The sequence below is a fragment of the Streptomyces sp. LN549 genome (assembly GCF_043203805.1).
Lineage (GTDB): Bacteria > Actinomycetota > Actinomycetes > Streptomycetales > Streptomycetaceae > Streptomyces.
Window position 1 is genome coordinate 2,541,324 of record NZ_JAZHRI010000002.1, and the last position, 26,256, is coordinate 2,567,579.

A 26,256-nucleotide genomic window follows, 5' to 3' on the forward strand; every position below is an offset into this window, starting at 1 on the left:
CGCCGGGCGGGTGGTCAGGGAGTCGCCGCACCTCCGGTCGCCGCAGTCAGGACGAATCCGAAGATTCCGACCACGACATAACCCGTGGCCTTGGAAATGTCATCCGGCTCCAGGCATATGCAGTACGACCCGCCCGAGCTTCCCGAACCATTTCCTGCCGTCTTCCACGAGGTGTCGGGGTGAGCCGGCACCGGCTGGGCGTTCGGAGCCGGCTGAGGCACCCGGTTGGGAACGGGAACGGGCTCCCTGAGCGGCGGCTTCGGCCTGGTCGGTTTCACCTTGGACGCCCGGTACAGCTCGATCCCGTCGTCCTTGAGGGACGAGCGCACCGTAATGAGTTCGGTCGCGTTGGCCTGGTTGAGACCGGACACCGGACTCGGGAGCTTGAAGCCTCTGACCACGACCCGGGTATCGCCCTTCGCCCGGAGCTGCTTCGTCAGCTGCTTGATGTAGTTGGCCAGTTGCTCGCGTCCCTCCTCCTCCGCCTTGCCGCCGCCGTGCTTGACCTCCCAGACGTAGACCTTGTCCTCACCCCACATGATGAGGTCGGCGTATCCGTCGTTCTTCTTCTTCTTGTTCCTCGTCTTGTACGACCCGCCCACGATCCTGTTCCGCTTGGCATCCGTGGTGACCTTGTACTTGTTGCCCGACAGGAACGACCAGACGCGCAGGTAGACGGCCCGCAGCATGACGGCCGTGTCATGCCTGTTCGTCCAGAAGGAACCCCAGTTGAAAGGCGAGCTTCCGCCGCTCAGGGGAGCAAGCTTGAGGCCGCTGGGGTCACTCTTACTGATGGGGCTGTTGTTGCTGTACGCGTACCCGTTGATCTGGAGCGGGTCGGTCAGATCGATGATGGGATCCGCCGAGAGGAAACGGCCGGTGGCCTGGTCGTACTCGCGCGCCCCGAGATGAGTCAGGCCGGTGGCGGTGTCGTCCACGCCCACGCCGAGATAGCCGCGTTTGTTGGGCCACGTCGACGGCTGGGGGCCGCGGGCTTCGCCATACGGCTTGAACGCCCGGCGGGTGACCGTCTGCGTGCCACCGAGTTCGACCACCGTGGTGGCCGTGTTGAGCTGGTCGGTGATGAGCGCGTGAAGCTGGTGGCCCGTGGTGGCTCCACCGGTTGTACTGCGGACCACGGTCGGTGCGCCGGCCTGGGCGTAGGACCGGGAGGACTTGACTATCTTCCCGCTCGCGTCGGTGGTGAGCTCGGTCTCGTCCAGGTAGAGGGTCGAGCCGGAGGGGCCGCGCTCGAGGATGCGGTTGCCCTCGGCGTCGTAGACGTATTCGGTGTTCTGCGCGATGGCCCAGTTCTGGGCGGGGCCGCCGTTGCACTCGGAGGTACGGAGGTCGGTCCCGGCTGCGGCCGAGGAGTCCGGAACGGCCATGCACAGGCCGCTCACCGTGTGCCGCAAGGAGGCGTCGGCCCGGCGCTCCCAGTTCTGGGAGGCATCGGTGGTGCAGGTGGCCATCTTGATGGACGAGCCGTCTGCGCCGGGAACGGCGCATTTGCCTCCCGCAGACCTCAGCCGGTCCCCGTCCAGCTTCCAGCTCTGGCCGTCCCCGTCGAGGCACTTCTCGATCTGGACGATGGCACCGTCCGCCGTACTGCCGCCCTCCACGTCCAGGCACAGGCCGCTGACGGAGCTGGTCACGGCTCCGTACTCGGGTGCGCTGACCTCCGCGACCCTGTTCTCGCCGGTCCAGGTGAGGTGTTGCGTCGTTTCGGAGAGGTCGCGGAGCGTGGTGTTGCCGACCGCGTCGTACTCGTACGAACTGCCCTGGCCCGAGGGGGACGAACTGACGTAGGAGAGTGTGTGCGGCTGGGCAATCGTGGAGGGGGAGGTGCCGTTGCCGGTCACCGTACGGCCGTAGCCGTAGGTGAAGGTCACGTTCTTGGTGGCGTCGGCGACGTTGTACTCCGTCAGCGTCGCCCGGTTGCCGGCCACGTCGAAGGTGAAGGACTGCCGATAGGCGGTGGCCCCCGTGGTGGGGACCGTGCCCGACGCCGGGCCTGCCGCCTTGAGTGACGCGGTCAGGGCCGCGTCGGGGCTGGAGGTGTCGGCCGTGGCGTCCGCTGCGTTGGCCACCGGTCCCGAGGAGGGCAGACCGTCACCGCGGTATCCCCACGACACCTGGTTGTCGGAGCGGCAGCCCGTGCCCGCGCCGTCCGGGACGACACCGGACGACCAGGCGTGGACGAGTTCACCCAGCTTGTCGTAGGTGTAGCACTGGGTGTCCCAGGTGGACGTACCCGCGTCGGTGAGCTTGCGGGCGTTCGATGTGATGGTGCCCGAGGCGTCGTAGGAGTAGTAGCTGTCCGCAATCCGGTTGGAGTTGGCGGTCTCGCGGTCGGCGACCGTGCGCTGGAGTCGACCGGTGTGCTGATCGACGAAGTTGGTGGTCCACAGCCGGTGGGGCTGCGGGCCGCTCACCGTGCGCAGCACCTCACCGAACGGGGAGTACGTGGCGTCGGAGGTGTACCAGGACGCGCCGGACGTGGATTCCGGCAGGCCGTCGGCGTCGTAGCGGGTGACGACCTTCTCGGCGGCCAGACCGCCCTTGGCGGGGAGGGTGACGGAAAGGGGCTTCCCCGTTGGCGTGTAGGTGTAGGCGTAGGCATACGTGCCCGACAGTCCCGCTGTCTTCGTGTTCGACGGGATGACCGTCTCCCGGCCGGTGGGCTGGTAGTCGGCGTTGTATCCGGTGACCCGGTTGATGTAGTCCCCGGAGGGGGTGTGCCGGATCGAGGCGGTCGGCTGGCCGAGCGCCCCGGGCAGGGTGTCGTACGTGAACTCCTTGGTCGGCGCAGCCGTTTGGGAGCCCTCCCTGACCGCGGTGACGCGGTCCAGCGTGTCGTACGAGGTGTAGGTGACGATGCCGCGCGCGTCCTCGTTGCTGATCTTGCGGTCGGCCTCGTCGTATCCGAACGTGGCCTCGCCCACGTCGGGGTCCTTGGAGGACGTGAGCCGGCCACGGGCGTCGTGGGCGTACGACCACTCGTTGCCCGCGGGGTCGGTGACCTTGATGCGGTTGCCGCGTGCGTCGTACTCGTACCGGGTGGCGCGCCATTCCTTTCCGGCGTCGCCCGCATCGGTGTAATGCAGTACCTCGACGACTCGTCCGAACACGTCCATGACGGACTGGGTGGTCGGGGCGGTGTCGCCGGGCGGGTCGGTGTAGACCCAGTCGTCCCCGTAGGACGTGGTGGTTCCGTAGGCGTACTCCGTACCGAAGTGGACGTCGGCCTGGACCGCTCGCTCCGTGCCGTCGAAACGGGTCCGGGTCAGGCTGGGTACGAGCGACTCGCTCTTGCGCTCGAAGAGCTCGGGCGTGGGGTCGCCTTCTGCGAGATAGCCGCCGGTCCTCTCCCAGGGAAGTCCGTGGTCGTTGTACTTGGTGTCGGTGACGATCCGGCCGGCTCCGTGCGCCTCGGACTGTGTCTGCACCTCGCGCATGAGGCCGTCGTAGATCGTGACCTGGTTGCTGTACGACCCGTCGTCCTTCAGGGTCCTCGTCCTGACGGCGGCCGGCCGGGTGGCGTCCGGGGTGGCCAGCGCGGTCTGGTAGACCATCTCCACGTCGGGGCGTGTGGTGCTGCCGGGCTTGAATCCCTTGACCAGCCGTCCGAGGTCGTCGTACTCGCTGCGGGTGACCTGGCCGTTGGCGTCCGTGACGGTCAGGGGAAGTTCACGGGCGGCGTCCAGCACCGTGGTCTCGGTGTGGCCCTTGGGGTTGATGGTCTTCAGCGAGGTGACCGCGCCACCGGAGTCGCCGGGAGTGTAGACGGTCTCGGTGACTCCGACGAGTCGCTCGGTGACCTTTCGCGGGCGCCCGAGCGGGTCGTAGGTCGTGGACACCGTGTTGTAGTGCCCCGTGCCTGCGGCGTCGTTCTCGTACACGGCGGTCACGAGGCCGGCGGTCGGCGTCTCACCGTAGGCAAGGCCGTCATAGGCCGTCCGGACCGAGGTGATGAGCTGGGTCGCGGGGACGGCGGCGTCGTATCCGGAGCACGGCGTCGCGGTGGTGCGCTCCTGCTTGGGCAGGCCGATGAGATGCGCGGCCGTGTGGTGCAGGTACTCGGTCCGTGAGCACTTCTGCTCGCTGAGCGTCTCACCGCCCGTACCGTTCGGCCGGACGACGGACATCTCGGCCTCGTACGTCAGCCCGTAGGTGCTGTCGACCTTGGCGGTCGTCCGCACCGACCTCCAGCCCTGGTCCAGATGCTGTACGGCGTCCGTCCGCGCCACCCACGTACGGTGCGCGAGCAGCGGGTCCATCGCGGTCCCGTCCTCCGCCTCCCGGGCCCGCGAGGCAGTCTGCGTGGACGCCGGGAACGTCAGTGCGCGCTTGAGGGGCTTGCCCTCGGAGTGCTCGTAGGTGATGGTCTCCGCGGTCATCCCGGCGTACTGCTCGGCGTCGTCGGCCACGAGCGTCGCGGTTCCGGTGGAGTCCTTGACCGCACCGCCCGCGCCACGGAAATAGCGCGTCACGGCATAGGACTGGGACTCGGGGTCCCAGCCATTGGCGGCGGCGGTGCTCTTGCTGCCCTTGGTGACGCCGACCTGCTGATAGCCGCGCCAGTCGCTGTACGTCCGCAGGGAGGGCCGGGTGAACTCGTCGTCGGACTTCGACCACGCGGGCGAGGTGTAGGTGTACGAGGTGACGACGGGACGTCCGTGCTTGGTGACCTTGTCGGTCTCGGTCACCGAGTCGACGACGTACTTGTTGAACCATGCTTTGGCCGGGGTCTCCTCGTCCCCGTCCGGGGACCAGCGCACGGGGTAGCAGGTGCCGTTGTTCTTCCCCTTGTCCTCGGCCGGGACCGCACCGCAGCCGCCGGTGTACTCGACCTCGATGTCGCCGCCGTTCTCGGTGGCGACGACGCCGATGCGGGGCCGGGTGAAGCCGGGACGTGGGTCGTTCTTCCCGTCCCGGACCAGGTTGGGGAGCTGTCTGTCCGCCAGGCGGGCCTTGAGCGGAGACCCCTGGCCCACGGTGTACGGCGCGAAGCTGACGCCCGCCTCGGACTGGACGCTGCCGGTGGACAGGGTGTCACCGGGGCCGTAGCCGGTGCGGGTGAGGGAGTTCAGCCACAGGCCGGGAGAGGTGTCGTACCAGTCCTTGGGGAACGACTGGCGCAGGGTGTACCGGTCGACCGGACCGAGACCGGTCTGCCCGGGGCGGGCCCCCTTGGTCGTGACCGTGTCGAGGCGCACCTGGCTCCAGAACGAGGGGAAGCCGGGGCAGAACTTCGAGGTCGACTTGCAGTTCAGGTTGCCGGGGGTGTCCCACCACAGGCGGTACGCCCCCGGGTCGGAGGTCTTGTCGAAGTTCGCCGCCGCGCACGCGGTCTCGGACTCCAGGCAGCGCTGTTTGACACCGAATTCGACCGTGGCGGACGGCTTCGTGAGGTCGGCGGTGCGCAGGCCGTACTCGATGGAGACCGGGTAGGCGAAGCGGTCGTACTGCTCGGGGGTCTTCCGCTTGTCGCGGACCGCGTAGTAGTTCGACTCCTGCTTCCAGTTGACGATCATGGCGTTGCCGTGGATGTCCACGACCTTGTCGAGGCTCCAGCGCCAGGCCTGCTGCTTGCCCGAACCGCAGCGGGAGTCGGCGAACGCCGTGGCGTGGCAGGGCTCGCCGGGATGGTTGCCGAAGACCGGGGCGGTGGAGACCGAGTTGGTGTCGGCGTGTCCTCCGCCGACGGCGTTCAGGCCGAAGTAGTACCGGGTCCCGTCGCGGTGGGTGACGATCCAGTGCTCGCCGTTGTTGTCGTCGTTGGTGGCTCCGGTCTTCAGCTCGACGAGGGAGCCGTCGTCGTGCTTCGGCCGGTAGACGGTGTCACTGACCCTGACCAGTTCGGTGGTGGTCCCGGCCAGGGACATCACCGCGTTGTCGGAGACCCAGCACAGGTCGTTGGTCTTGTCCTTCTTCGCGGTGTTGTTCGGGGTGCCGGAGCTCAGCTTCTTGCGGTCGTCCGCGCAGGTGCGGTACCGGCGCTCGATGTGGCCGGGGTCGTAGTCCCAGCCCTCGCCGATCCAGGACGCCTGCGGCGAGGAGACCGCGGTCCGCCCGTCCACGGACTGGGAGTTGTAGTCGAAGGAGATCTCCGGGGCCGGACCGGCCGGTGCGGGCGGAACGGTCAGGGGGTAGGACCACGTGAAAGCGCCCGAGGAGTTGCCGGCCGCCCATTTGCCGCTGGAGGCAAGGGGGGTCGCCTTGAAGGAACCCGTCGCACTCTCGCCCGAGTCCGTCACGCCCAGGACGGTCGCACTGCCCCCGGCCCCGGCTGCGGCAAGTGCGCGGAGGGCACCCGACTGGGCGGAGAGGCCCGGGACGCCGGTGACCGCGGCTTCGCCGTCCGCCGGGTCGGCGGCCGGGTCAACCGTGGCTGTCACCGTGCCGGTGGCCGGGTCGTTGAGTGTCGGCAGCTCCTCGTACTCCTGGCACTCCTCCAGCTCAGGAGTCGTCAGATAGCACGCGGGGAACTGCACGACCCTGAGCCTGGAGCCCCACTCGGCGCCGTACAGGTTCTTGAACCGGGCGTAGTCGACCTTGACCGATACCGGCGCCGTGCTCCCGGCCGGTGCCTCAAGCGTGAGCAACGCCCCGTCCACGCCCTCCGCGACGGTGGCGGCACGGTCCTTCACGGTGACCTGCCAGGTACCGGCCGGCGCGGTCTCGCCCTCCACCGGGCCGAGGCTCACCGGCACTCCGGCCACCGGCACCTCGGCGGCAACAGCCGCGCGTGCCGTGCCTGAAGGGAACGTGGCCGTCCCCGTCTTGCCCTCGGGTGCCGTCGCGGTCCCGGCCGGCGCCTCCACCAGATCGGCGGGCACATCGGTGCGCAGGCTGTCCAGGTCCTTGGAGTAGACCTTGCCCGGCATCAACTGCTCCTGGGCCAGGGCCTCCAGGGCCAGTTCCTCGCGGCCGTCCCTGGCGGGGTTCGGCGGAATGGCCAGGGCCGCCTGTGCCGACATCAGCGTCATGAGCAACGCAAGGCCGACGGAGGGCAGTCCGGCACGGCGCAGGCGTGCACCGACACGGCGTTGGCGGGTGTGCGACGACGCGGACACGTCTGATCCCCCCGGATCACTCAGAGCGGGACCAGGGTCGGACCGCATGGATGCCATTCACGAACAGCCGGATTCTGTGGGGAAGTTGTGAGAAATGGCCAGACCATTCAGCGATCAAGTGACAAGCATCACGCGATACTTCGGGAGAAACATCCACATGCTGATCAGGAACCCCTTCGCTGCCTTTTATCAGCACGCAACCGCGCGCACAGGACAAAGAAGCGATGCAGGACACTCGCCACCGCCAGGGCAAAATCACTCGCGATATCTGCCTGTTTGTCAGGAGATCTACTGCCCCGATTCCGCGTGGTGGCCCCGTCGGCAGCCGGTGCACCCGTCAGATCCCTCCTTCGTCCCGCATGGGTGCAGAACCTTCGCTTCGGGTTCACAGCGTGACGACAGCCGGTGCATAGGTCATGATCTGGTCGCCCGTCGTCCGTGCTCGATTCGTATGCCGGGTTTTCCAGTACTCCGGTCGGCAGCTCGCCGTTCACCGGTGCCGAGGGGGAGGGGAACCCGTCCATGTCGCAGCGCCGTTATCGAGACAGACTGCCGGGCAGGCGGTCCGTCGTCATGGTCTGCGCGGCAGCTGTCGCCGCGTCGGGCCTGACCTGGGCCGGCTTCGGGCTGAACGACCCCGCCGACGAGGGCGGACGAACAAACCGGGCCGCCGGAAAGTCCGCCCTCACCGAGGAACAGGCACGCGGCCTGGCACGGGACTCCGGCAAGAACGTCGAGATCACCGATCTGCGCACCGCGACGTCCAGCACCTTCGCCCAGCCCGACGGCCTGATGGCCAAGCGGCTGTACGCCACGTCGGTATGGGCGAAGTCCGGCGGTGCATGGAAGGCGATCGACCGGAATCTGCACCGCACGAAGGACGGGTGGGAGCCGAAGGTCACCAACACCCGCATCGTCTTTTCCCCGGGAACGTCCGCGGGCAAAGACCGCGCGTCCAGAACTGCCCCCCGCCGCCTGCCCCTGCTGCCGGCCCACCCGCCCGCCGCCGAGCCCGTCGTCAGCCCGCTGGCAACACTCGTCACCGGTGACCACGAGGTCAGGCTCAGCTGGCCCGGAGCGATCCCCACCCCGGTCGTCGTCGGTAACCAGATCCTGTACCCGGAGATCCTCCCGGGCGCCGACCTGGTGCTGACCGCGGACGACGACGGCTTCGCGCAGCTTCTGGTGGTCAAGGACCGCACTGCCGCAGCCGACCCTCGCGTGAAGCAGCTGTCCTACGGCCTGTCCTCACCCGATCTGACGTTCCGTCTCGATCCGCGGTCGAAGATCGTCACAGCGGAGAACTCTTTCGGCGACGAGGTCGCCGAGTCACCCTCGCCCCTGATGTGGGACAACGCCGGACACCCGGCCGTCACCGACGGGCAGGTCGGCGCGAGTGACCAGCCGACCGCGCCGGTGACGCTCGCGCCGGAACCGACAGCCCCGGAGACCGGCGGTCCCGCGCTGATCGACGACGGCGCGGTCGATTCCGATGAACAGACCGACCCGGAGGGCGAGATCCTGCCGTCCGCCGGCGACGAGGTCCTGCCGGCGGAGTCCGAATCCCCTCTGCCCACGGCACCGGCCGAACCGACCCCCGGTCCGACCCAGCCGGGCAGCGCCGCCACGCTCTCCCTGCCGGGCCTCGCCGGGCCCTCCCCCGATTCCCACGGCGCCCTGGTGGATGCCGACCTCGCCGGGTCGAACTGGGTTCTGACGCCCGACCAGGAGATGCTGGAGGACCCGGCGACCGTCTTCCCGGTCTTCATCGACCCATCGGTCAAGAAGCACGTGCAGAACTGGACCACCGCCTACAAGAAGCACCCCAAATCCACCTTCTACAACGGGAAGGGCTTCAACAAGAGCGGTACCCACGAGGCCCGCGTCGGGTTCGAGTCGGACACCTGGGGCACCTCGCGTTCCTTCTTCAACATCGATTTCGACAAGACCCTCAAAGGCACTCAGATCTCCAGCGCGAAGCTGACGCTGCTGGAGACGTACTCCTGGTCCTGTCAGGCCCGGCCGATGAGCGTGCATCTGACCAGCGAGATCGGCTCGAAGACCAACTGGAACAACGCACCGAAGCTGAACGACGGGAACAAGATCCAGGCACGCAGCTTCGCCCACGGATACAAGTCCGGCTGCCGCGACGCGTACGAGGCGTTCAATGTCCGGTCGGCCGCGCAGAAGGCCGCCGACAAGGGCTGGGACACCATCACGTTCGGTCTCCGGGCCACCGACGAGAACTCCCGGTACTCCTGGAAGAAGTTCACCGCCAACGGTGATCACGCGCCGGTGTTGGAACTCGTCTACAACCGGCGCCCCGAGGCCCCGACCGCCCTCGACCTCAGCCCTGACTCCAAGTGCACCACCACCAAGGAGTACATCCGCATGGGAGCGGGCGAGATCTTCTTCACCGCCACGGCGTCCGACAAGGACAAGAACCTCGATGCCATCGACTTCGACCTCTGGCCCACCGGTAAGTGGGACACCACGGGTGATCTCCTGAAGTCGACCGGAAAGGTATCGGTGGGCGGAGATACAGGTACCGCACGGCGCACGACCGCCGGCTTCCCGACCAGCAAGCTGGTGAACGGCACGCTGTACTCGTGGCGGGCCCGCGCCCTGGACGACAAGGGCGCCACGTCCAGCTACTCCCCCAAGACCACCCCCTGCCGGTTCGTCCTGGACACCGCCGCGCCCAGGCCCCCGGAGATCACCTCGACGGACTTCCCCAACGCCGACGACGGTGAGAACGGCTTCAGCACCCAGGGTGAGGACGCCATCTGGTCCACGAAGAAGTTCGGCACGCCGGGCACATTCACCGTCCGTGCGCTGAGCACCGACGTCGTGAAGTACGAGTACGGGTTCAACTCGGCCAGCTACACCGGCACGTTGGCACGCACCGCAGGGACTGCTGTCACCGTCAAGGGGACGATCAGCAACGCCAAGCCGCCCACCGCCGGTCCGAACGTGCTGTATGTACGGACAGTCGACAGCGCCGGCAACGTCTCGGATCCCACCAAGTACTTCTTCTACGTCACCCCCCGCGACCAGGCCGACAGCCCGGGCGACTTCACCGGTGACAAGCTCCCCGACCTGTTCACCGTCACCGCCGGCGGCTCGCTGGCCCTCTATCCCTCGCAGGCAACCAGCACCGACCTGAACAAGGGCAGTGGCGATCTGGACTACTCCATGGCCGGCGCCTACCGCGAGAACCCGGAGCGGGATCCCAACGGCGGGGACGGCAAGGCGTTCTACTCCGCGGCGGCCCCGAAGCACTTCGACAAGTCCCTGATCACTCACAACGGAGACATCTACGGCGGCGACGGCCTCCAGGACCTGGTCGTCCGCGTCGAGGGGAAGCTCTGGGTGTACCCCGGAGACGGATACGGCGGTGTGAACACCGACAAGCGTCGGGAGATCCTTCTCCCGGCCGGTGCCCCCGATCCTGCGGACATCACCCAGATCGTGTCCGCCGGTGACGCCACCGGCGACGGAAAGGCCGACTTCTTCCTCCGGGTGGGAGACGCGCTCTGGGCGCTGACCGGATACAACGGCGCCACCGTCGCCCAGGCCACACGACTGAGCTCGTCCCCCTGGACGGAGCGTGACATCGTCACCGTCCTCGATGTCACGGGCGACGGCATCACCGATCTGGTGTACCGGACGGATGTGTCCGGCCGCCTGCTCCTGCGTACCGGCATCAAGAGTCCGACGGGCGGTGTGGACCTCACCTCCCTGGCCTCCGCCGCCAATTCCGCAACCGGCGTCGACGCCGTGTACGGCGCTTCCGGCTGGTACAGGGCGAGCATCCCGCACATCATGGGGACCCCTGACGCCAACGGGGACGGTGTGCCGGACATCTGGACCGTGAGGACCGACGGGTCCGTGCGGGTCTACTTCGGGAGCAGGACGACCCTCACCGGCAGCGGAACCGAGGTCATCGGCGCCAACACCAACTGGAAGACGCGACAGACCATCGGCTGAACCGTCCACTGACGACGCGCCGTGCCGGTCCGCGCAAGCGCACCGGCACGGCGCCTTCGCGCGCACGTGGCAACTGATCGCGGCTGTGTGCTGAGCCGCGCCCCGGTCCAACAGCGCACTCGCCATACTCTGTTCCCCGTGAACGAGATGCCGCAGGATCACCGGCCGACCAAGTCCGTACGGGTACTGCTCGCCGAGGACCAGGGCATGATGCGCGGTGCGCTCGCCCTGCTGCTCGGGCTGGAGCCCGATATCGAGGTGGTCGCCCAGGTGGGCGCGGGCGACGAGATCGTGGGCGCCGCGCTGACGTCGCGGCCCGATGTGGCGCTCCTGGACATCGAACTCCCGGGCCGCAGCGGCCTGGACGCGGCCGCCGACCTTCGTGAGGAGGTGCCCGACTGCCGGGTCCTGATCCTCACCACCTTCGGCCGGCCCGGCTATCTGCGGCGCGCGATGGAGGCAGGTGCGGCCGGGTTCCTGGTGAAGGACGGCCCGGTCGAGGAGCTCGCGGAGGCGATCCGCCGGGTGCTGCGCGGCGAGACCGTCATCGACCCCGCCCTGGCCGCCGCCGCGCTGAGCGCGGGGCCGAGTCCGCTGACCGCTCGGGAGCGCGATGCGCTGGTCGCCTCGGTGGACGGGGCGACGGTCGCGGACATCGCGCTGAAGCTGCACCTGTCGGAGTCCACCGTCCGCAACTACCTGTCCGCGGCGATCGGGAAGACAGGCACGCGCAACCGGATGGAGGCGGTCCGGGCGGCCCGGCAGCAGGGGTGGCTCTGAGAGTGTGGCGTACCGGTCTCAGTCCCGGGCCGATCCGTGGCGCGGCAGCCAGAGGATCATCAGCAGCAGCCCGCCGAGCAGTACCGCGCCCGCCGTCCGGAAGGCCAGGGCGTAGCCGGCCGTGAGCTCGACCGGGTTCGTGGATCCTTCCGTGCGGGCCGCTGCGACCGTGGAGAGTACGGCCAGGCCGAGTGCACCGCCCATCGTGCGGGAGGTGTTGACGAGGCCGGACACCAGGCCGGCCTCGCCGGGGGCCGCGCCGGAGATGGCGAGGGTGGCGAGCGGGGTGGCCGCGAGACCGGTGCCGGCCATCATCAGCACGCCGGGCAGGCAGACCGCCGTGAGGTACGAGCCGTCGGCCGTCATCGCGGACTGCCAGCCGAAGCCCGCGGCGGCGACGGCCGTGCCGATCAGCGCCAGGTTCTTCGCCCCGGTGCGTACCATCAGCCGCGGCGCACACTTGGAGCCGATCACGATGGCCACCGAGGTGGGGATCAGGGCGAGTCCGGCCTCCAGCGCGGAGTAGCCCAGCACGTTCTGCGCGTACACGGTCATGAAGTACCACATCGAGAACGTGGCCGAGCCGATCACGAACATCGCCACGTTCGCCGACGCCACCGCCCGCGCCCCGAGCACCCGCAGCGGCATCAGCGGCTTCGCTGTCCGGGCCTCCACCAGGACGAACAGGGCGAGCAGCGCCAGTCCGCCCAGCAGCGGCACCAGGGTCGCGGCCGCGGTCCAGCCCGATTCCTCGGTCTGCACGATGCCGTACGCGACCGAGGCCAGACCCGCCGTGACGAGCAACGCGCCCAGGAGGTCGATGCGGCTTCGCCCACCGGCCCGGCCCTCGGCGAGCCACAGCGCGGCGCCGATCAGGACGAGCACGCCGACGGGCACGTTGATGAGCAGGACCCACCGCCAGGACAGGGCGTCGGTGAGCACCCCGCCGATCAGTCCGCCGGCCGCACCGCCGCCCGCGCCGACGGCCATCCAGGTGCCGATGGCCTTGGTCCTGGCGGGCCCCTCGGGGACGGCCGCAGTGAGCAGGGTGAGGGTCGCCGGGGCGAGCACCGCGGCGCCGAGCCCCTGGGCGGCGCGGGCAGCGAGTAGTTGCCAGCCCTCCTGGGCGAGTCCTCCGGCGAGGGAGGCGGCGGTGAACAGGCCGAGGCCGACGAGGAACATCCGCTTGCGTCCGTAGAGGTCTGCGGCCCGCCCGCCGAGCAGCATGAATCCGGCGAACGCGATCGAGTACGCGTTGAGCACCCATTGCAGTCCCGCGGCACTCAGCCCCAGATCGGTACGCATGGACGGGAGCGCCACATTGACGACGGACACATCGAGCACGACGAGGAACTGACCGGTACAGGCGGCGAGCACGACGGCCCAGGTACGGGTCCGGGTGCCGCCGCTACGGCGTGTGGGCGTCGAGACGTCAACCATGAACGTCATACTCGCAGCCGCCCCGTGCCCCGTACATCGGTTTCCAGGCCGTACCGGCCTCGGTCCAGCGGCGTAGGACCGGGCTCGCCCTGGCGCTCAGCGGCGCAGGAGTGTCACCACCGCCGCTCCGCCGAGCCCGATGTTGTGGGCGAGCCCGGTCCGGGCGTCCGGCACCTGACGGGCCCCCGCCTCGCCCCTGAGCTGCCAGGTGAGTTCGGCGGCCTGGGCGATTCCGGTGGCGCCGAGGGGGTGGCCCTTGGAGATCAGCCCGCCCGACGGGTTGACCACCCAGCGGCCGCCGTAGGTGGTGGCGCCGGACTCGACGAGCGCCCCGGACTCGCCCTCGCCGCACAGTCCGAGCGCCTCGTAGGTGAGGAGTTCGTTGATGGAGAAGCAGTCGTGGAGCTCGATGACGTCGAGGTCGGCGGCCGAGAGCCCGGAGGCCTCGTACACCTGGCGGGCCGCGTCCCGCGACATGGGCAGCCCGACCGCGTCGATGCAGGTCCCGGAGGCGAAGGAGGCCTCGGTGTCGGTCGTCATGGCCTGGGCGGCGATCTCGACGGCCCGGTCACCGAGGCCGTGCTGCTCGACGAAGCGTTCCGAGACGACGACGGCCGCTGCCGCCCCGTCGGAGGTCGGTGAGCACTGGAGGCGGGTCAGGGGGTGGTGGATGGGTTTGGCGGCGAGGACCTCGTCGACCGTGTACGGCTCCTGGAACTGGGCGTACGGATTGCCGGCCGAGTGGCGGTGGTTCTTGGCCGCGACGGCGGCGAGCTGCGCCTCCGTGGTGCCGTACCGCTCCATGTGCTCCCGGGCGGCGTTGCCGAAGATCTGCGCGGTGGGCGGGGTCATCTCGAAGCCGTGCGCGGCGGCCATGATCCCGTAGTGCCGGGCCACCGGGGACGTCTTGAAGTCGCCCGCGCCGCCGTCGGACCCGCCGCCGCCGAGCGATCCGCGCGCCATCTTCTCGAAGCCGAGCGCCAGGACACAGTCGCTGCCGCCGCCCTCGACGAACTGGCGCGCCATCATCAGGGCGGTGGAGCCGGTGGCACAGTTGTTGTTGACGTTGTAGACGGGCACACCGGTCAGTCCGAGCTCGTAGACCGCGCGCTGTCCGGCGGTGGAGGCCTGGAAGCAGTAGCCGACGGCGGCCTGCTGGATGTCCTCGTACGCGACCGAGGCATCCGCGAGCGCCGCGGTCCCGGCCTCCCGGACCATGTCCCAGTACTGCCAGTCGCGGGTCTCGGGCTTCTCGAACTTCGTCATCCCGACGCCGACTATGTATGCCTTCATATCGTGTCCTCTCAGTCCCGGGGGAGGCCGAGGATGCGCTCGGCTACGACATTGAGCTGAACCTGGGTGGTGCCGCCCGCGATGGTGAGGCAGCGGGACATCAGGAAGCCGTGCACCGCCCGCTCCCCCGCTCCTTCGCACACCGCCCCGTCCGGGCCCAGGAGTTCGAGGGCGAGTTCGGCGACCTTCTGCTGGTGGGCGGTCTGGACGAGCTTGCGCACGGAGGCTCCCGCGCCCGGTTCCAGCCCGGAGACCTGCTGGAGCGTGGTGCGCAGTCCGATGCAGGCCAGCGCGTGCGCCTCGGCGGCGAGTGCCCCGATCCGGGCCCGGCAGGCGCCGTCGACTCCTTCGGCACGTTCGATCAGGGCTTCCAGACCGGTGTCGAAGGTCAGCTGGTCGGCCATGTGGACGCGTTCGTTGCCCAGGGTGTTGCGGGCGACCCGCCAGCCGCCGCCGGCCTCGCCGACGAGGGCGTCCTCGGGCAGCAGGACGTCGTCGAAGTACACCTCGTTGAAGAGGGAGTCGCCGGTGATCTCCTTCAGCGGGCGGATGTCGATGCCCTCGGTGTTCTTCATGTCCACGAGGAAGTAGCCGAGCCCCTGGTGCTTGGGGGCGTCCGGGTCGGTCCTGGCGAGCAGGATCCCGTGGTCGGCCCACTGGGCGGCGCTCGTCCACACCTTCTGGCCGTTGATCCGCCAGCCCTCGGGGGTCCGTTCGGCCCGGGTGCGCAGCGAGGCGAGGTCGGAGCCGGCTCCGGGTTCGGAGAACAGCTGGCACCAGAGGAGTTCGCCACGCAGCGTGGGCAGGAGGTAGCGGTCCTGCTGCTCGGGGGTTCCGTGCGCGATGAGGGAGGGCACCACCCAGGTGGCGATCCCCAGATCGCTCAGCTTCACGCCCTGCTCGCGCAACTCCTGTTGCACGGCGAGTTGTTGTACGGGCCCGGCGCCCAGTCCGTAGGGCGCGGGCAGATGGGGGGCCGCGTAGCCGGTGGGGGCGAGGGCGCGGCGGGCGGCTCTCGGGTCGAGGCCGCGGGCGGCGGCGAGGGCGTCGCGGGCCGCCGAGCGGTGCCCTGCCGCGTGCGCCGGGAGTTCGAGGGTGAGTTCGCGGCGCGCACCGCCTCCGGCCAGGCGGACGGCTCGCTGCCGGTGGTCGTCCGCGGCGCCCAGCAGCTGCCGCGCCACCAGGGCGCGGCGCAGATACAGATGGGCGTCGTGCTCCCAGGTGAAGCCGATTCCGCCGAGGATCTGGATGGTGTCCTTGGCGCAGCTGTACGCGGCGTCCAGGGCGGTCGCCGCGGCGAGCGCGGCGGCCAGGCCGCGCACTTCATCGGGCTGACGGGGCTCACCGGCCGCGCGGGCGGCGTCCCAGGCCAGCGCGCGGGCCTGTTCGACGCGTACGAGCATGTCGGCGCACAGGTGCTTGACGCCCTGGAACTGCCCGATGGGGCGGCCGAACTGTTCGCGGACCTTGGCGTGTTCGGTGGCGGTGTCCAGGCAGCGGGCCGCGGTCCCGCAGGCCTCGGCGGCCAGGAGGACGGCTGCGAGGTCGCGGACGAGGCCGACGCCGGTGCGCAGGGCGCGTTCAGCGGAAGCCAGGACCCCGTCGGCGCGGACCGCGGCGGTGGGCCGGGTGGGGTCGGCGCTGCGGTGCGGGCGCACGGTCAGGCCCTGCGCGGCGGTGTCGACGGCGAACCAGCGCAGGCCGGTGGCGGAGGCGGCGGGCAGCAGGAGCAGGTCGGCCTCGGCGCCGGAGAGGACGGGCGGGAGTTCACCGTCGAGGAGGTGGCCGTCCTCTCGCTCGACTGCGGTGAGAGTGCCGGGGGCGAGGGCGACGGCCCCGATGCGCGTGCCGGCCGCCAGTTCGCGCACCAGCTCACCGGCGCCCGCGGCGTGCAGCACGGCGGAGGCGAGGGCGCTCGCCAGGTAGGGGCCCGGCAGTGCGGCGCGGCCGGCCTCTTCGAGGACGACGGCCAGGTCGAGGAGGTCGCCGCCCCCGCCCCCGTACGCCTCGGGCAGATGGATGCCGAGCAGCCCCTGTTCCGCGAGCCCGTCCCAGTACGCGGGGCGTGCGCCGGGGGCGGCGGGGGTGTCCGCGTCGAGCAGTTTGCGGATTTCCCCGGGCGGAACGGCACGTGCCAGCCATCCCCGCACGGCCTGTGCGAGCTCCCTGTGTTCTTCGGTGATTCCGATGCCCATGCGGATCCTCGCCGGTCGCAGCCACTGGAACGGCGCAAGAGTAGAACACGTTCCAATCTGACGGAAGGTCAGACGAGTACACACTTGCGACCGGGCCGGAAACCGGGCAGGCCGGGGCAGGCCGCCTTGACCAGTTCTTGCCCCGTTCACCGGAATACCCCGGGCGTCCGGAAGGTTGCACCCTGCACGCACTTGGCGGTCAGCGCTGTCCGCCGCAGGGACCGCGCTCCCGCCCCACCCCTCCTCTTCCGCTGCCCGGAGGCCGCACGCATGCCACAGACGACGCACGAACAGCCCGCCTCGGAACTTCCTGATCCGCGGACATCGAAGACGGGCCGCGGGATCGTCCCCGTGCTCGCCTTCGCGGGCATCACCGTCGCGGTGATGCAGACCCTGCTCGTCCCCGTCATCAAGGACCTGCCCACCCTCCTGGACACCGACCCGTCCAACGCGACCTGGGTCATGACCGCCACCCTGCTCGCCGGCGCCGTCGCCACCCCGATCATGGGGCGGCTCGGTGACCTCTACGGCAAGCGCAGGATGCTGCTGGCCAGCCTCGCCGTCATGGTGGTCGGTTCGCTGATCTGCGCGTTCACCGACGATCTCGTGATCATGATCGTGGGCCGTGCGCTCCAGGGCTTCGCCATGGGCGCCATCCCCCTGGGCATCGGCATCATGCGGGACGAGCTGCCGCGCGAGAAGCTCGGCTCCGCGATGGCCCTGATGAGTTCCTCGATCGGGGTGGGCGGCGGACTCGCGCTGCCCGCCGCCGCACTGGTCGCCCAGCACGCCGACTGGCACACCCTCTTCTTCGGTTCGGCCGGTCTCGGCGTCCTGGCCATGGGGCTGACCGTGCTCGCGGTGCCGGAGACCTCGCTGCGCGCTCCCGGACGGTTCGACGTCACCGGGGCGCTCGGCCTCTCGCTCGGCCTGGTCCTCCTGCTGCTGCCGATCACCAAGGGCAGCGACTGGGGCTGGACCTCGGGCACCACGCTCGGCCTGATCGCCGCCGCCCTGGTGGTCCTCGTACTGTGGGGCGTCTTCGAGCTGCGGAGCGACGCGCCGCTGGTCGACCTGCGGACCACGGCCCGGCGCGAGGTACTGCTCACCAACCTCGCCTCGATCATGGTCGGGGTCGCCTTCTACGCCGTCTCGCTGGTCCTTCCGCAGCTGCTCCAGCTACCGACGTCCACCGGTTACGGGCTGGGCCAGTCCATGGTGGTCGCCGGACTGTGCGTGGCCCCGCTCGGCCTGACGATGATGTTCGTCGCCCCGCTGTACGCCCGGATCTCCGCCCGGTACGGCCCCAAGATGACGCTGATGCTCGGCATGCTGGTCATCGCGATCGGCTACGGAGCCGGGCTCGGCCTGATGAGCGCCGCCTGGCAGACCATCGTCATCGCGGTGCTGCTCGGGGCCGGCATCGGGCTCGCGTACTCCTCGCTGCCCGCGCTGATCATCGGGGCCGTCGACGCCTCCGAGACGGGTGCGGCCAACGGGCTGAACACCCTGATGCGCTCGATCGGCACCTCGGTGTCGAGCGCGGTGATCGGCATGGTGCTGGCGAACACCTCGGTGCAGATGGGTCCGGTCGCGGTGCCCAGCATGGAGGGGTTCCGGACCTCGTTCATGATCGCGACGGGTGCGGTGCTGGTCGGTCTCGTGCTGGCGGCGTTCCTGCCGTCGCAGCGGAAGGCCGGCGCACCGGTGCTGCTGGCGAGCAGCGCGGGCGACGCCGCCGCGCGCGAGGCCGGTCACCCGCTCCCCGCCGTCCCGCACCCGTTCGCCGGCTCCGACGGCTTCCGCGGCCGCGTGCTGGAGGCGGACGGGACGCCGGTGGCCGGGGCCAATGTGACCCTGATCGACCGGCACGGCCGGCAGGCCGGGCTCACCACGACGGACGCGCAGGGCCGCTACGCGCTCGCCGCCCCCGGCAACGGCAGCTTCGTCCTGGCCGGATCGGCCGCCGGATACGCGCCGCGGGCCCGCCCCGCGTCGTACCCGGCGGACGGGCCGCGGACCGAGACCGACCTGGTGCTGACGCTCAGCGCACCGGCACGTCGAACCGGGGTGCGGTCGTGAGCAGATGAGAGACGTCCGTCCCCACCGGGAGCTCCTGCGGCTGCGCGCCGCGGGTGAACAGCCGGGCGGGGCGGGCGCCCTGGACCCGGGCCTGGCGCCCGTTGACCCGTAGCCACGATCCTTCGCGCAGGCCGAGCACCGGTACGTCGTTCTCCTCCAGGAACTCCGTGAGCCGCTCCTCGCGGGTCTCGCCCTTGTGGGTGCTGTCCGGGTCCGGGTCCAGGTAGTGCGGGTTGATCTGGAACGGGACGAGGCCGAGTGTCTCGAAGGACGGCGGCTGCACGATGGGCATGTCGTTGGTCGTACGGAGGGTGGGCGCCGCCATGTTCGTCCCCGCACTGGCCCCCATGTAGGGGAGCCCCGCGCGCACCGCCTCGGTCACGGCCTCGCGCAGTCCGGTCCGGCAGAGGGCGCTCAGCAGCCGGAAGGAGTTGCCGCCGCCGATGAACACGGCGTCGGATGCGGCGAGTTCGGCGACCGGGTCGGCGTTCTCGTGGACGCCTCGGACGCTGATCCCGGCCGGCTCCAGGGCATCCCGGACGCGCGCGGTGTACGTGGTGTAGTCGGCGAGCGCGTAGGGCACGAAGGCCAGCCGGGCGCCGGAGGGCAGGAAGGCGGCGACCGTGTCGAGGGCGTGTTCCAGGTAACCGCAGCCGTGCTGGGTGGAGTTGGAGAGCAGGAGCAGATTCACGGGGTTCCTCTTGGGTTGTCTTCGGGTCAGGTCGTGCGGGCGTGGGGCCTGGCCCCGGGTCAGGCGGTCCGTGTACGGCGGGCCTTGGGCTTCGGGCGCTGCGGCGGGTGGGTGAGGCGCTTCTCCAGCAGTTCGGCGGCCTGCCGCAGTGCGTCGAGACGGTTCTCCGGCGCCCCCTGGAACCGCTCCTCGGCGCCGCCCAGGCTGAGGCTTCCGTACGGTTCGCGGCCGAGGAAGACCGGTACGGCGACGGTCGCGACGCCGGTGTCGTACTCGCCGACCGTCCAGGCGTACCCCTGGGCGCGGACCTTCAGGAACTCCTGCTCCAGCAGGTCCGGATCGGTGACGGTCCGGTCGGTGAACCGGGCCATCGGGCGCCCCCGGAAGAGCCGGTGGCGCTGCTCGTCCGGCAGATAGGCGTAGAACGACTTGCTGGTCGCCCCGGCGTGCGCCGGGTAGAGCTCACCGACCAGCGGGTAGTAGCGCAGCGGCCCGGTCTCGCCCTCCTCGGCCGCCACGCACCGCATGTGGAAGCTGTCCGGCAGGCAGAAGAGGACGGTGTCGCCGGTGACCCGGCGCAGCTCCTCCAGGACCGGTCCGGCCAGGAGCTCCAGCGAGCCGGAGCGCTCCCAGAGCCGGCCCAGGCGCAGCACGGCGGGGCCGATGCGGTAGCGGCGGGTGGCCGGGTCGGAGACCAGGAAGCCGCGCCCCGCGAGAGTGGCGAGCAGCCTCTGGGCCACCGAGGTGTCCCAGCCGAACTCCTCGGCGACCTCGGTGACGCCCCAGTCGGGTCTGGTCCGCTCGAACGCGAGCAGCACGAGGAGTGCCCGGTCGACGGTTTGCAGGGCTCCGGCGGGGGTGCGCCGGTCCAGATCGAAGTCCGCCATCGTGATCTCACCATTCAGACCTGAGTTGCAAATAACGGGAAATGGTTGCGCTCAACGCTATCCGATCCCGAATCTGCTCTCAGCACCCCGTCCGGCGCCCCACTCCCTGCCGGGTGCCGGACGGGTGTGACGGATGCGCGAGAAAGGCCCCCCATGTTGAAGTACGTACTGGACATCGTCGATCTCCTCGACGATCCCCAGGTGAATGGCAAGACGGTCGTCGAGTACCTCGACTCCGCGGCGGGGGCCGAGGGCTCGTCCGCGGAGGTCACCACGGTCGCCGGCGAGCAGGGTTCGACGGACTTCGTGATGGTCCGCATCCCCGGCTCCCGAGGACGTACGGCCGGGGGCGACGCCCGCACGCTGGGCGTCGTCGGCCGGCTCGGCGGCATCGGCGCCCGGCCCGAGGTGACCGGCCTGGTCTCCGACGCCGACGGCGCGGTCTCGGCCGTCGCCACCGCCGCGAAGCTGCTGGACATGCGCCGCCGCGGCGACGTGCTGCCCGGCGATGTGATCGTCGCCACGCACATCTGCCCGAACGCGCCGACCGAGCCGCACGACCCGGTGCCGTTCATGGGTTCGCCCGTGGACATCGCCACCATGAACCGGCACGAGGTGACCGGCGAGATGGAGGCCGTGCTCTCCATCGACACCACCAAGGGCAACCGGATCATCAACCACAAGGGCCTCGCCCTGTCGCCCACCGTCAAGGAGGGCTGGGTGCTCCGCGTCAGCGAGCAGCTCGGCGAGCTGCTGGCCGTGGTGACCGGTGAGCCCTTGGTTACGTACCCCGTGACCACCCAGGACATCACCCCGTACGGTAATGGGGCACACCACATCAATTCGATCCTTCAGCCCTCCACTGCGACGGCCGCTCCCGTCGTCGGGCTGGCCATCACCTCGGCCGCCGCAGTGCCGGGCTGCGGCACAGGCGCGAGTCACGAGAGCGACATCGCGTCCGCCGCCCGCTACGCCGTGGAGGTCGCCAAGGCCTACGGCGGCGGCCACCTGGACTTCCACGACTCGGTGGAGTTCGACAACCTCGTCAACCGCTACGGGTCGCTGGCTCACCTGCAGACCTTCGGCCGCACCCCCCAGGAGTCCTGATGGCAGCCGCCCCGCAGGCCGGCGCCGTGGTCCACGAGACCAAGAGCATCGGCAGCGACGACTACTCGCTCTCGCGCGTCCCGCGCGACAAGCGGTTCGGCTTCTGGTCCATGCTGCTCCAGTGGCTGGCCCAGTCCGGTTCGATCTCGCAGTTCACGCTCGGCGCCACCATCGGCGTCGGCATGACCTTCGGCGACGCCTTCCTCGCCTTCACGCTCGGCGCGGTGATCCTGGAGGTCGTGATCTTCGCGATCGGCCTGGCCGGCATGCGCGAGGGTCTCGCGACCCCGATGCTGACCCGTTGGGTGGGCTTCGGCCGCAACGGCTCCGCCCTGGTCAGCTTCGTCATCGCGGTCAGCCTGGTCGGCTGGTTCGGCGTCCAGAACACGATCTTCGGCAACAGCGTCTCGGCGCTGGTCGGCGGCCCGTCCTGGATGTGGTGCGTGCTCGCGGGCATCGCCATCACCGCCCTGGTGATCTTCGGCTTCAAGTACATGGCCAACTTCGCGAAGATCGTCACTCCGCTCTTCTTCGCCATGGTCGCCTGGTCCGTCATCACCACGCTGAACGACCACTCCCTCAGCGACCTGATCAACTCGCCGCCGCCCGGCGAAACGATTCCTCTCGCCGTCGCCGCCACCGCCATCGCGGGCGGCTACATGACGGGCGCGATCGTCTCCCCGGAGATGACCCGCTACAACAGGAAGGGCTCGCACGTCTTCCTGCAGAGCGCCTCTTCGATGATCCTCTCCGAGTACATCGTCGGCATGACCGGCGTGCTCCTGGGCCACCTGGTCAAGAGCAACGAGGTCTCGCACATCGTGCTCTCCACCTCCGGCGCCTTCGGCGTGATCGTGGTCCTGATGTCCACCGCCAAGATCAACGACTGGAACCTGTACGGCTCCTCGCTCGGCGTCGTCAACTTCTTCCAGGTCGTCTTCGGCAAGCGCGTCCACCGTGGCGCCGTCACGATCGTCCTCGGCATCGCGGGCACGCTCCTGTCCGCGGTCGGGATCATGACCCACTTCACCGAGTTCCTCACGATCCTCGGCGTCGCCATCCCGCCGATCGGCGGCATCATCGTGGCCGAGTACTGGGTCGTGAAGAAGATGCGCAAGCCGCTGGACGACACCCGGGAGTCCGAGACCCTGCCCAAGTCCTCGCCGACCTGGGTCCCGATGTCGATCGCCATCTGGATCGCGGCGTTCTGTGTCGGCAAGTTCTACGACGGCGGCATCCCGGCCCTGAACTCGCTGGCCACCGCCTTCGTCCTGTACAGCGTCCTCGGCCTGCTGGGCTGGGTGAGGCCGTACGGCACCTCCACCCTGGACGACGACGACGCCGCCCCCGCCGCCCGCACCACCACCTCCGTGGGAGCAGCATGAGCACCACCCCCGACCCCGCCCCCCTGGTCCCGGCCTCCGACGAGGCCCAGGCCGAGGTCATCGACCTCTGCGCCGAACTGATCAGGTTCGACACCTCCAACCCCACCAGCAACGAGCGCGCGAGCGCCGAGTGGGTGGTGGGCCGGCTCGCCGAGGTGGGCATCGCCTCCGAGCTCATCGAGTCCGCCCCGGGCCGGGCCAGCGTCATCGCCCGGATCGCGGGACGCGATCCGGAACGCGGCGCCCTGCTGGTCCACGGCCACCTGGACGTGGTGCCCGCCGACGCCTCCGAGTGGCAGGTGCCGCCGTTCTCCGGCGAGATCCGGGACGGGTACCTCTGGGGCCGCGGTGCGATCGACATGAAGGACACGGTGGCCGTCATGCTGGCCACCGCCCGCCACTTCGCCCGCACCGGCACGCAGCCCTCGCGCGATCTGGTCCTGGCCTTCCTCGCCGACGAGGAGGCGGGCGGCAAGTTCGGCGCCCACTGGCTGGTCGAGCACCGCCCGGAACTGTTCGCCGGGGTGACCGAGGCGATCGGCGAGGGCGGCGGGTTCTCCTTCGCCATCGACGACACCCGTCGCCTCTACCCGATCGAGAACGCCCAGCGCGGCATGGCCTGGATGGAGCTCACCGCGACCGGCCGGGCCGGCCACGGCTCGTCCCCCAACGACGAGAACGCGGTCACCGACCTCGCCGAGTCGCTGACCCGGATCGGCCGCGAGACCTTCCCGATCCGGCTGATCGAACCGGTCCGCGCACTGCTCGAGGAAGCCGCCCGGCTCTACGGTGTCGAGTTCGACGAGAACGACATCGAGGGCACACTCGCCAGGCTGGGGCCGGTCTCCGACTTCATGCAGGTGGTCCTGCGCAACTCGGCGAACCCCACCATGTTCAACGCCGGCTACCAGACCAACGTCATCCCCGGGAAGGCCACCGCCCGCGTCGACGGCCGCTTCCTGCCCGGCCACGAGCAGGAGCTGATCGACACGATCGACAGGCTGCTGCTCCCCTCGGTCACCCGCGATTGGGTCAACCACGACATCGCGATGGAGACGACGTTCGACGGCCCGCTCGTCGACGCCATGTGCGACGCGGTGCGCGCCGAGGACCCGGACGGCCACCCCGTGCCGTACTGCAACCCCGGCGGCACCGATGCCAAGGCCTTCACCCACCTGGGCATCCGCTGCTTCGGCTTCAAGGGGCTGAAGCTCCCGCACGACCTGGACTACGGCCGGCTCTTCCACGGCGTGGACGAGCGCGTCCCGCTGGAGGGACTGCGCTTCGGCGTCCGCGTCATGACCCGGCTCTGGCAGAGCTGCTGAACCGTCCCGTCAGCGCCGTTCCGGGGCCCCGCCCCGAGCCGGACCCACCCCTCCCGTACGCCCCCGCCGGTGCCACCTGCGGGGGCGTACGGCACGATGGCGCCGTCGAACTGCCCGCCGTACATCCCGTCCCACCAGGAGGAACCCCGTGGCCGCCGAGCCCAAGCCGGAGATTCTCGCCGCGTTCCAGGCCGCCAAGGGCTTCATGCCGGTGGTCGAGGGGCTCGCGCTGTACGCAGCCGCCACCGAGGCGGCCGCACTCGGTCTGCCGCTGCTGGAGGTGGGCACGTACTGCGGGCGCTCCACCATCCTGCTCGCCGACGCGGCGCGTGCGGCGGGTGTGACGGCTCTCACCGTCGACCACCACCGGGGCAGCGAGGAGCAGCAGCCCGGCTGGGAGTACCACGACCCGACGGTGGTGGACCCCGAGGTGGGGCGGATGGACACGCTGCCCACGTTCCGCCGGACCCTGCACGCCGCCGGCCTGGAGGAGCACGTGGTGGCGCTCGTGGGGCGTTCGCCGCAGGTGGCGGCCGTCTGGGGCGGGCGGCTCGGCCTCGTCTTCATCGACGGCGGTCACACCGACGAGCACGCGAACGGCGACTACGAGGGCTGGGCACCGCATGTCGCAGAGGGCGGGCTGCTGGTGATCCACGACGTGTTCCCGGACCCGGCCCACGGCGGCCAGGCTCCGTACCGGGTCTATCTGCGGGCGCTGGCTTCCGGGGCGTTCACCGAGATCTCCGTCACGGATTCGCTGCGCGTGCTGCGGCGTACCGGGGCGGGAATCTGAGCGCTCCGGACACCGCGCGGGCGCCCGGATAGCATCGCCGGGTGCGTCACGACGAGAGTGCTCCCCCCACGCCCCGCCGCCCCGCCCTGTCCGCCGCCGCCGCGGCGCTGACCGTACTGTCCCTGGGCGTCGCCGGCTGCGGCGCCGGTGGCGCGGCGCAGGCGCAGCCCGGGGAGGGCGGCGACGCCGCCCCGTCGTCGGCGGCCGCGCCCCCTTCCTCGCCGGCGCCGGCGCGTACGAGCCCGTCCCCGTCCCCGTCGAAGAAGCCCGCCTCCCCCTCGCCGTCGGCTCCGGACGCCCCGGGCTCCCCGGGCGGGCCGCTGTCCGGGAAGACGGTCGTCATCGACCCGGGCCACAACCCGGACAACCACCTGCACACCGCCGAGATCAACCGCCAGGTGGACATCGGGACCACACACAAGGAGTGCGACACCACCGGCACCTCCACCAACTCCGGTTACGCGGAGGCCCGGTTCACGCTCGACGTCTCGCACCGGTTGCGGACGCTGCTCCAGGCACAGGGCGCGAAGGTCATCCTGACGTACGACGGTGACCGGGCGTTCGGGCCCTGCGTCGACGAGCGGGCCCGGATCGGCAACAAGGCCGGGGCCGACGCGGTCGTCTCGGTCCACGCGGACGGCTCTGCGGCCGGGAACCGCGGCTTCCATGTGATTCTTCCCGCATCGGTGCGCGGCGGTGGCGCGGACACCTCGAGGATCGTGGGTCCTTCGCGTGATCTGGGTACCCGGATCGCCGGACTCTTCGTCCGCGCTACCGGAAGTGCGCCTTCCAATTACATCGGCGGCAAAACCGGCTTGGACACCCGCAAGGATCTCGGCGGACTGAATTTGTCGACCGTGCCCAAAGTCTTCATCGAATGCGGCAATATGCGTGATCCGAAGGATGCCGCCCTGCTCACCAGCGCGGGCTGGCGTCAGAAGGCGGCCCAGGGCATCGCGGACGGCATCAGCAGCTACCTCAAGGGGTAGTCAAGAGGTGGTTCTGCGAGGAATTCGGGAGGATGCCTGCCCAAGGACCGGGCAGGGACACAACCCGCCCGGGCAGACGATAGATTCATCCGTACGATGGGGGGCCGCTCCCGAGCTTCGCGCCGTACCCGCCGTACCGGTGGCAGCGACGACCGCCCCGACGAGACGACCGACTAAGGACCTTCACGTGAATATCCGCTCCCTCACTCGAGGCGATGGC

The 26,256-nt window shown here is 70.1% G+C and carries 14 protein-coding genes; 8 read left to right on the forward strand and 6 right to left on the reverse strand.

Annotated features, from left to right (window positions below; translation table 11 throughout):
• Positions 1–14 precede the first annotated feature (14 nt).
• A complete protein-coding gene (locus SH922_RS11230; protein ID WP_393063527.1) occupies positions 15–6,992 on the reverse strand; it encodes a ricin-type beta-trefoil lectin domain protein in 6,978 nt (2,325 codons plus the stop codon).
• 609 nt (positions 6,993–7,601) lie between these two features.
• On the opposite strand from SH922_RS11230, the gene SH922_RS11235 reads away from it, so the two are divergent.
• The gene (locus tag SH922_RS11235) at positions 7,602–11,069 is read left to right on the forward strand and encodes a DNRLRE domain-containing protein (protein WP_393057486.1); all 3,468 of its coding nucleotides are present in this window, start codon (positions 7,602–7,604) and stop codon (positions 11,067–11,069) included.
• Between the two features lie 147 nt (positions 11,070–11,216).
• The gene (locus SH922_RS11240; RefSeq protein ID WP_393063528.1) at positions 11,217–11,849 is read left to right on the forward strand and encodes a response regulator; all 633 of its coding nucleotides are present in this window, start codon (positions 11,217–11,219) and stop codon (positions 11,847–11,849) included.
• A gap of 18 nt (positions 11,850–11,867) precedes the next feature.
• On the opposite strand, the gene SH922_RS11245 is transcribed toward SH922_RS11240, so the two are convergent.
• The 3 genes from SH922_RS11245 to SH922_RS11255 form a co-directional block, all read right to left on the reverse strand.
• Positions 11,868–13,298: an MFS transporter gene (locus tag SH922_RS11245; protein ID WP_393057488.1), complete on the reverse strand. Its 1,431-nt coding sequence runs from the start codon at positions 13,296–13,298 to the stop codon at positions 11,868–11,870.
• Between the two features lie 87 nt (positions 13,299–13,385).
• Entirely contained in the window at positions 13,386–14,582 is a 1,197-nt protein-coding gene (locus SH922_RS11250; protein WP_393057490.1) for a lipid-transfer protein, read from the reverse strand.
• An 11-nt stretch (positions 14,583–14,593) separates the two neighbouring features.
• On the reverse strand, positions 14,594–16,777 hold the full coding sequence (locus SH922_RS11255) for an acyl-CoA dehydrogenase (protein WP_393057492.1): 2,184 nt from the start codon (positions 16,775–16,777) through the stop codon (positions 14,594–14,596).
• A 270-nt stretch (positions 16,778–17,047) separates the two neighbouring features.
• Between SH922_RS11255 and SH922_RS11260 the strand changes: the two genes are divergently transcribed.
• Positions 17,048–18,859, forward strand: a complete 1,812-nt coding sequence (locus tag SH922_RS11260; protein ID WP_393057494.1) for an MFS transporter — start codon at positions 17,048–17,050, stop codon at positions 18,857–18,859.
• Here the strand turns inward: SH922_RS11260 and pepE are convergent.
• Both pepE and SH922_RS11270 read right to left on the reverse strand, forming a co-directional pair.
• Positions 18,822–19,550: a dipeptidase PepE gene (pepE, locus tag SH922_RS11265; RefSeq protein WP_393057496.1), complete on the reverse strand. Its 729-nt coding sequence runs from the start codon at positions 19,548–19,550 to the stop codon at positions 18,822–18,824. The genes SH922_RS11260 and pepE overlap by 38 nt on opposite strands.
• 59 nt (positions 19,551–19,609) lie before the next feature.
• Entirely contained in the window at positions 19,610–20,437 is an 828-nt protein-coding gene (locus tag SH922_RS11270) for an IclR family transcriptional regulator (protein ID WP_393057498.1), read from the reverse strand.
• Between the two features lie 153 nt (positions 20,438–20,590).
• On the opposite strand from SH922_RS11270, the gene SH922_RS11275 reads away from it, so the two are divergent.
• The 5 genes from SH922_RS11275 (at position 20,591) to SH922_RS11295 (ending at position 26,036) form a co-directional block, all read left to right on the forward strand.
• On the forward strand, positions 20,591–21,544 hold the full coding sequence (locus SH922_RS11275; protein ID WP_393057500.1) for a DUF1177 domain-containing protein: 954 nt from the start codon (positions 20,591–20,593) through the stop codon (positions 21,542–21,544).
• Positions 21,544–22,929 carry a cytosine permease gene (locus SH922_RS11280; RefSeq protein ID WP_393057502.1) on the forward strand — a complete coding sequence of 462 codons (1,386 nt, stop codon included), beginning with the start codon at positions 21,544–21,546 and terminating at the stop codon, positions 22,927–22,929. The genes SH922_RS11275 and SH922_RS11280 overlap by 1 nt, the downstream gene beginning before the upstream one ends.
• Entirely contained in the window at positions 22,926–24,254 is a 1,329-nt protein-coding gene (locus SH922_RS11285; RefSeq protein ID WP_393057504.1) for a M20/M25/M40 family metallo-hydrolase, read from the forward strand. The genes SH922_RS11280 and SH922_RS11285 overlap by 4 nt, the downstream gene beginning before the upstream one ends.
• Positions 24,255–24,402: 148 nt before the next feature.
• Positions 24,403–25,047, forward strand: coding sequence for a class I SAM-dependent methyltransferase (locus SH922_RS11290; RefSeq protein ID WP_393057506.1), 645 nt, complete (start codon positions 24,403–24,405; stop codon positions 25,045–25,047).
• A 41-nt stretch (positions 25,048–25,088) separates the two neighbouring features.
• Positions 25,089–26,036: an N-acetylmuramoyl-L-alanine amidase gene (locus tag SH922_RS11295; RefSeq protein ID WP_393057508.1), complete on the forward strand. Its 948-nt coding sequence runs from the start codon at positions 25,089–25,091 to the stop codon at positions 26,034–26,036.
• Positions 26,037–26,256: the final 220 nt, after the last annotated feature.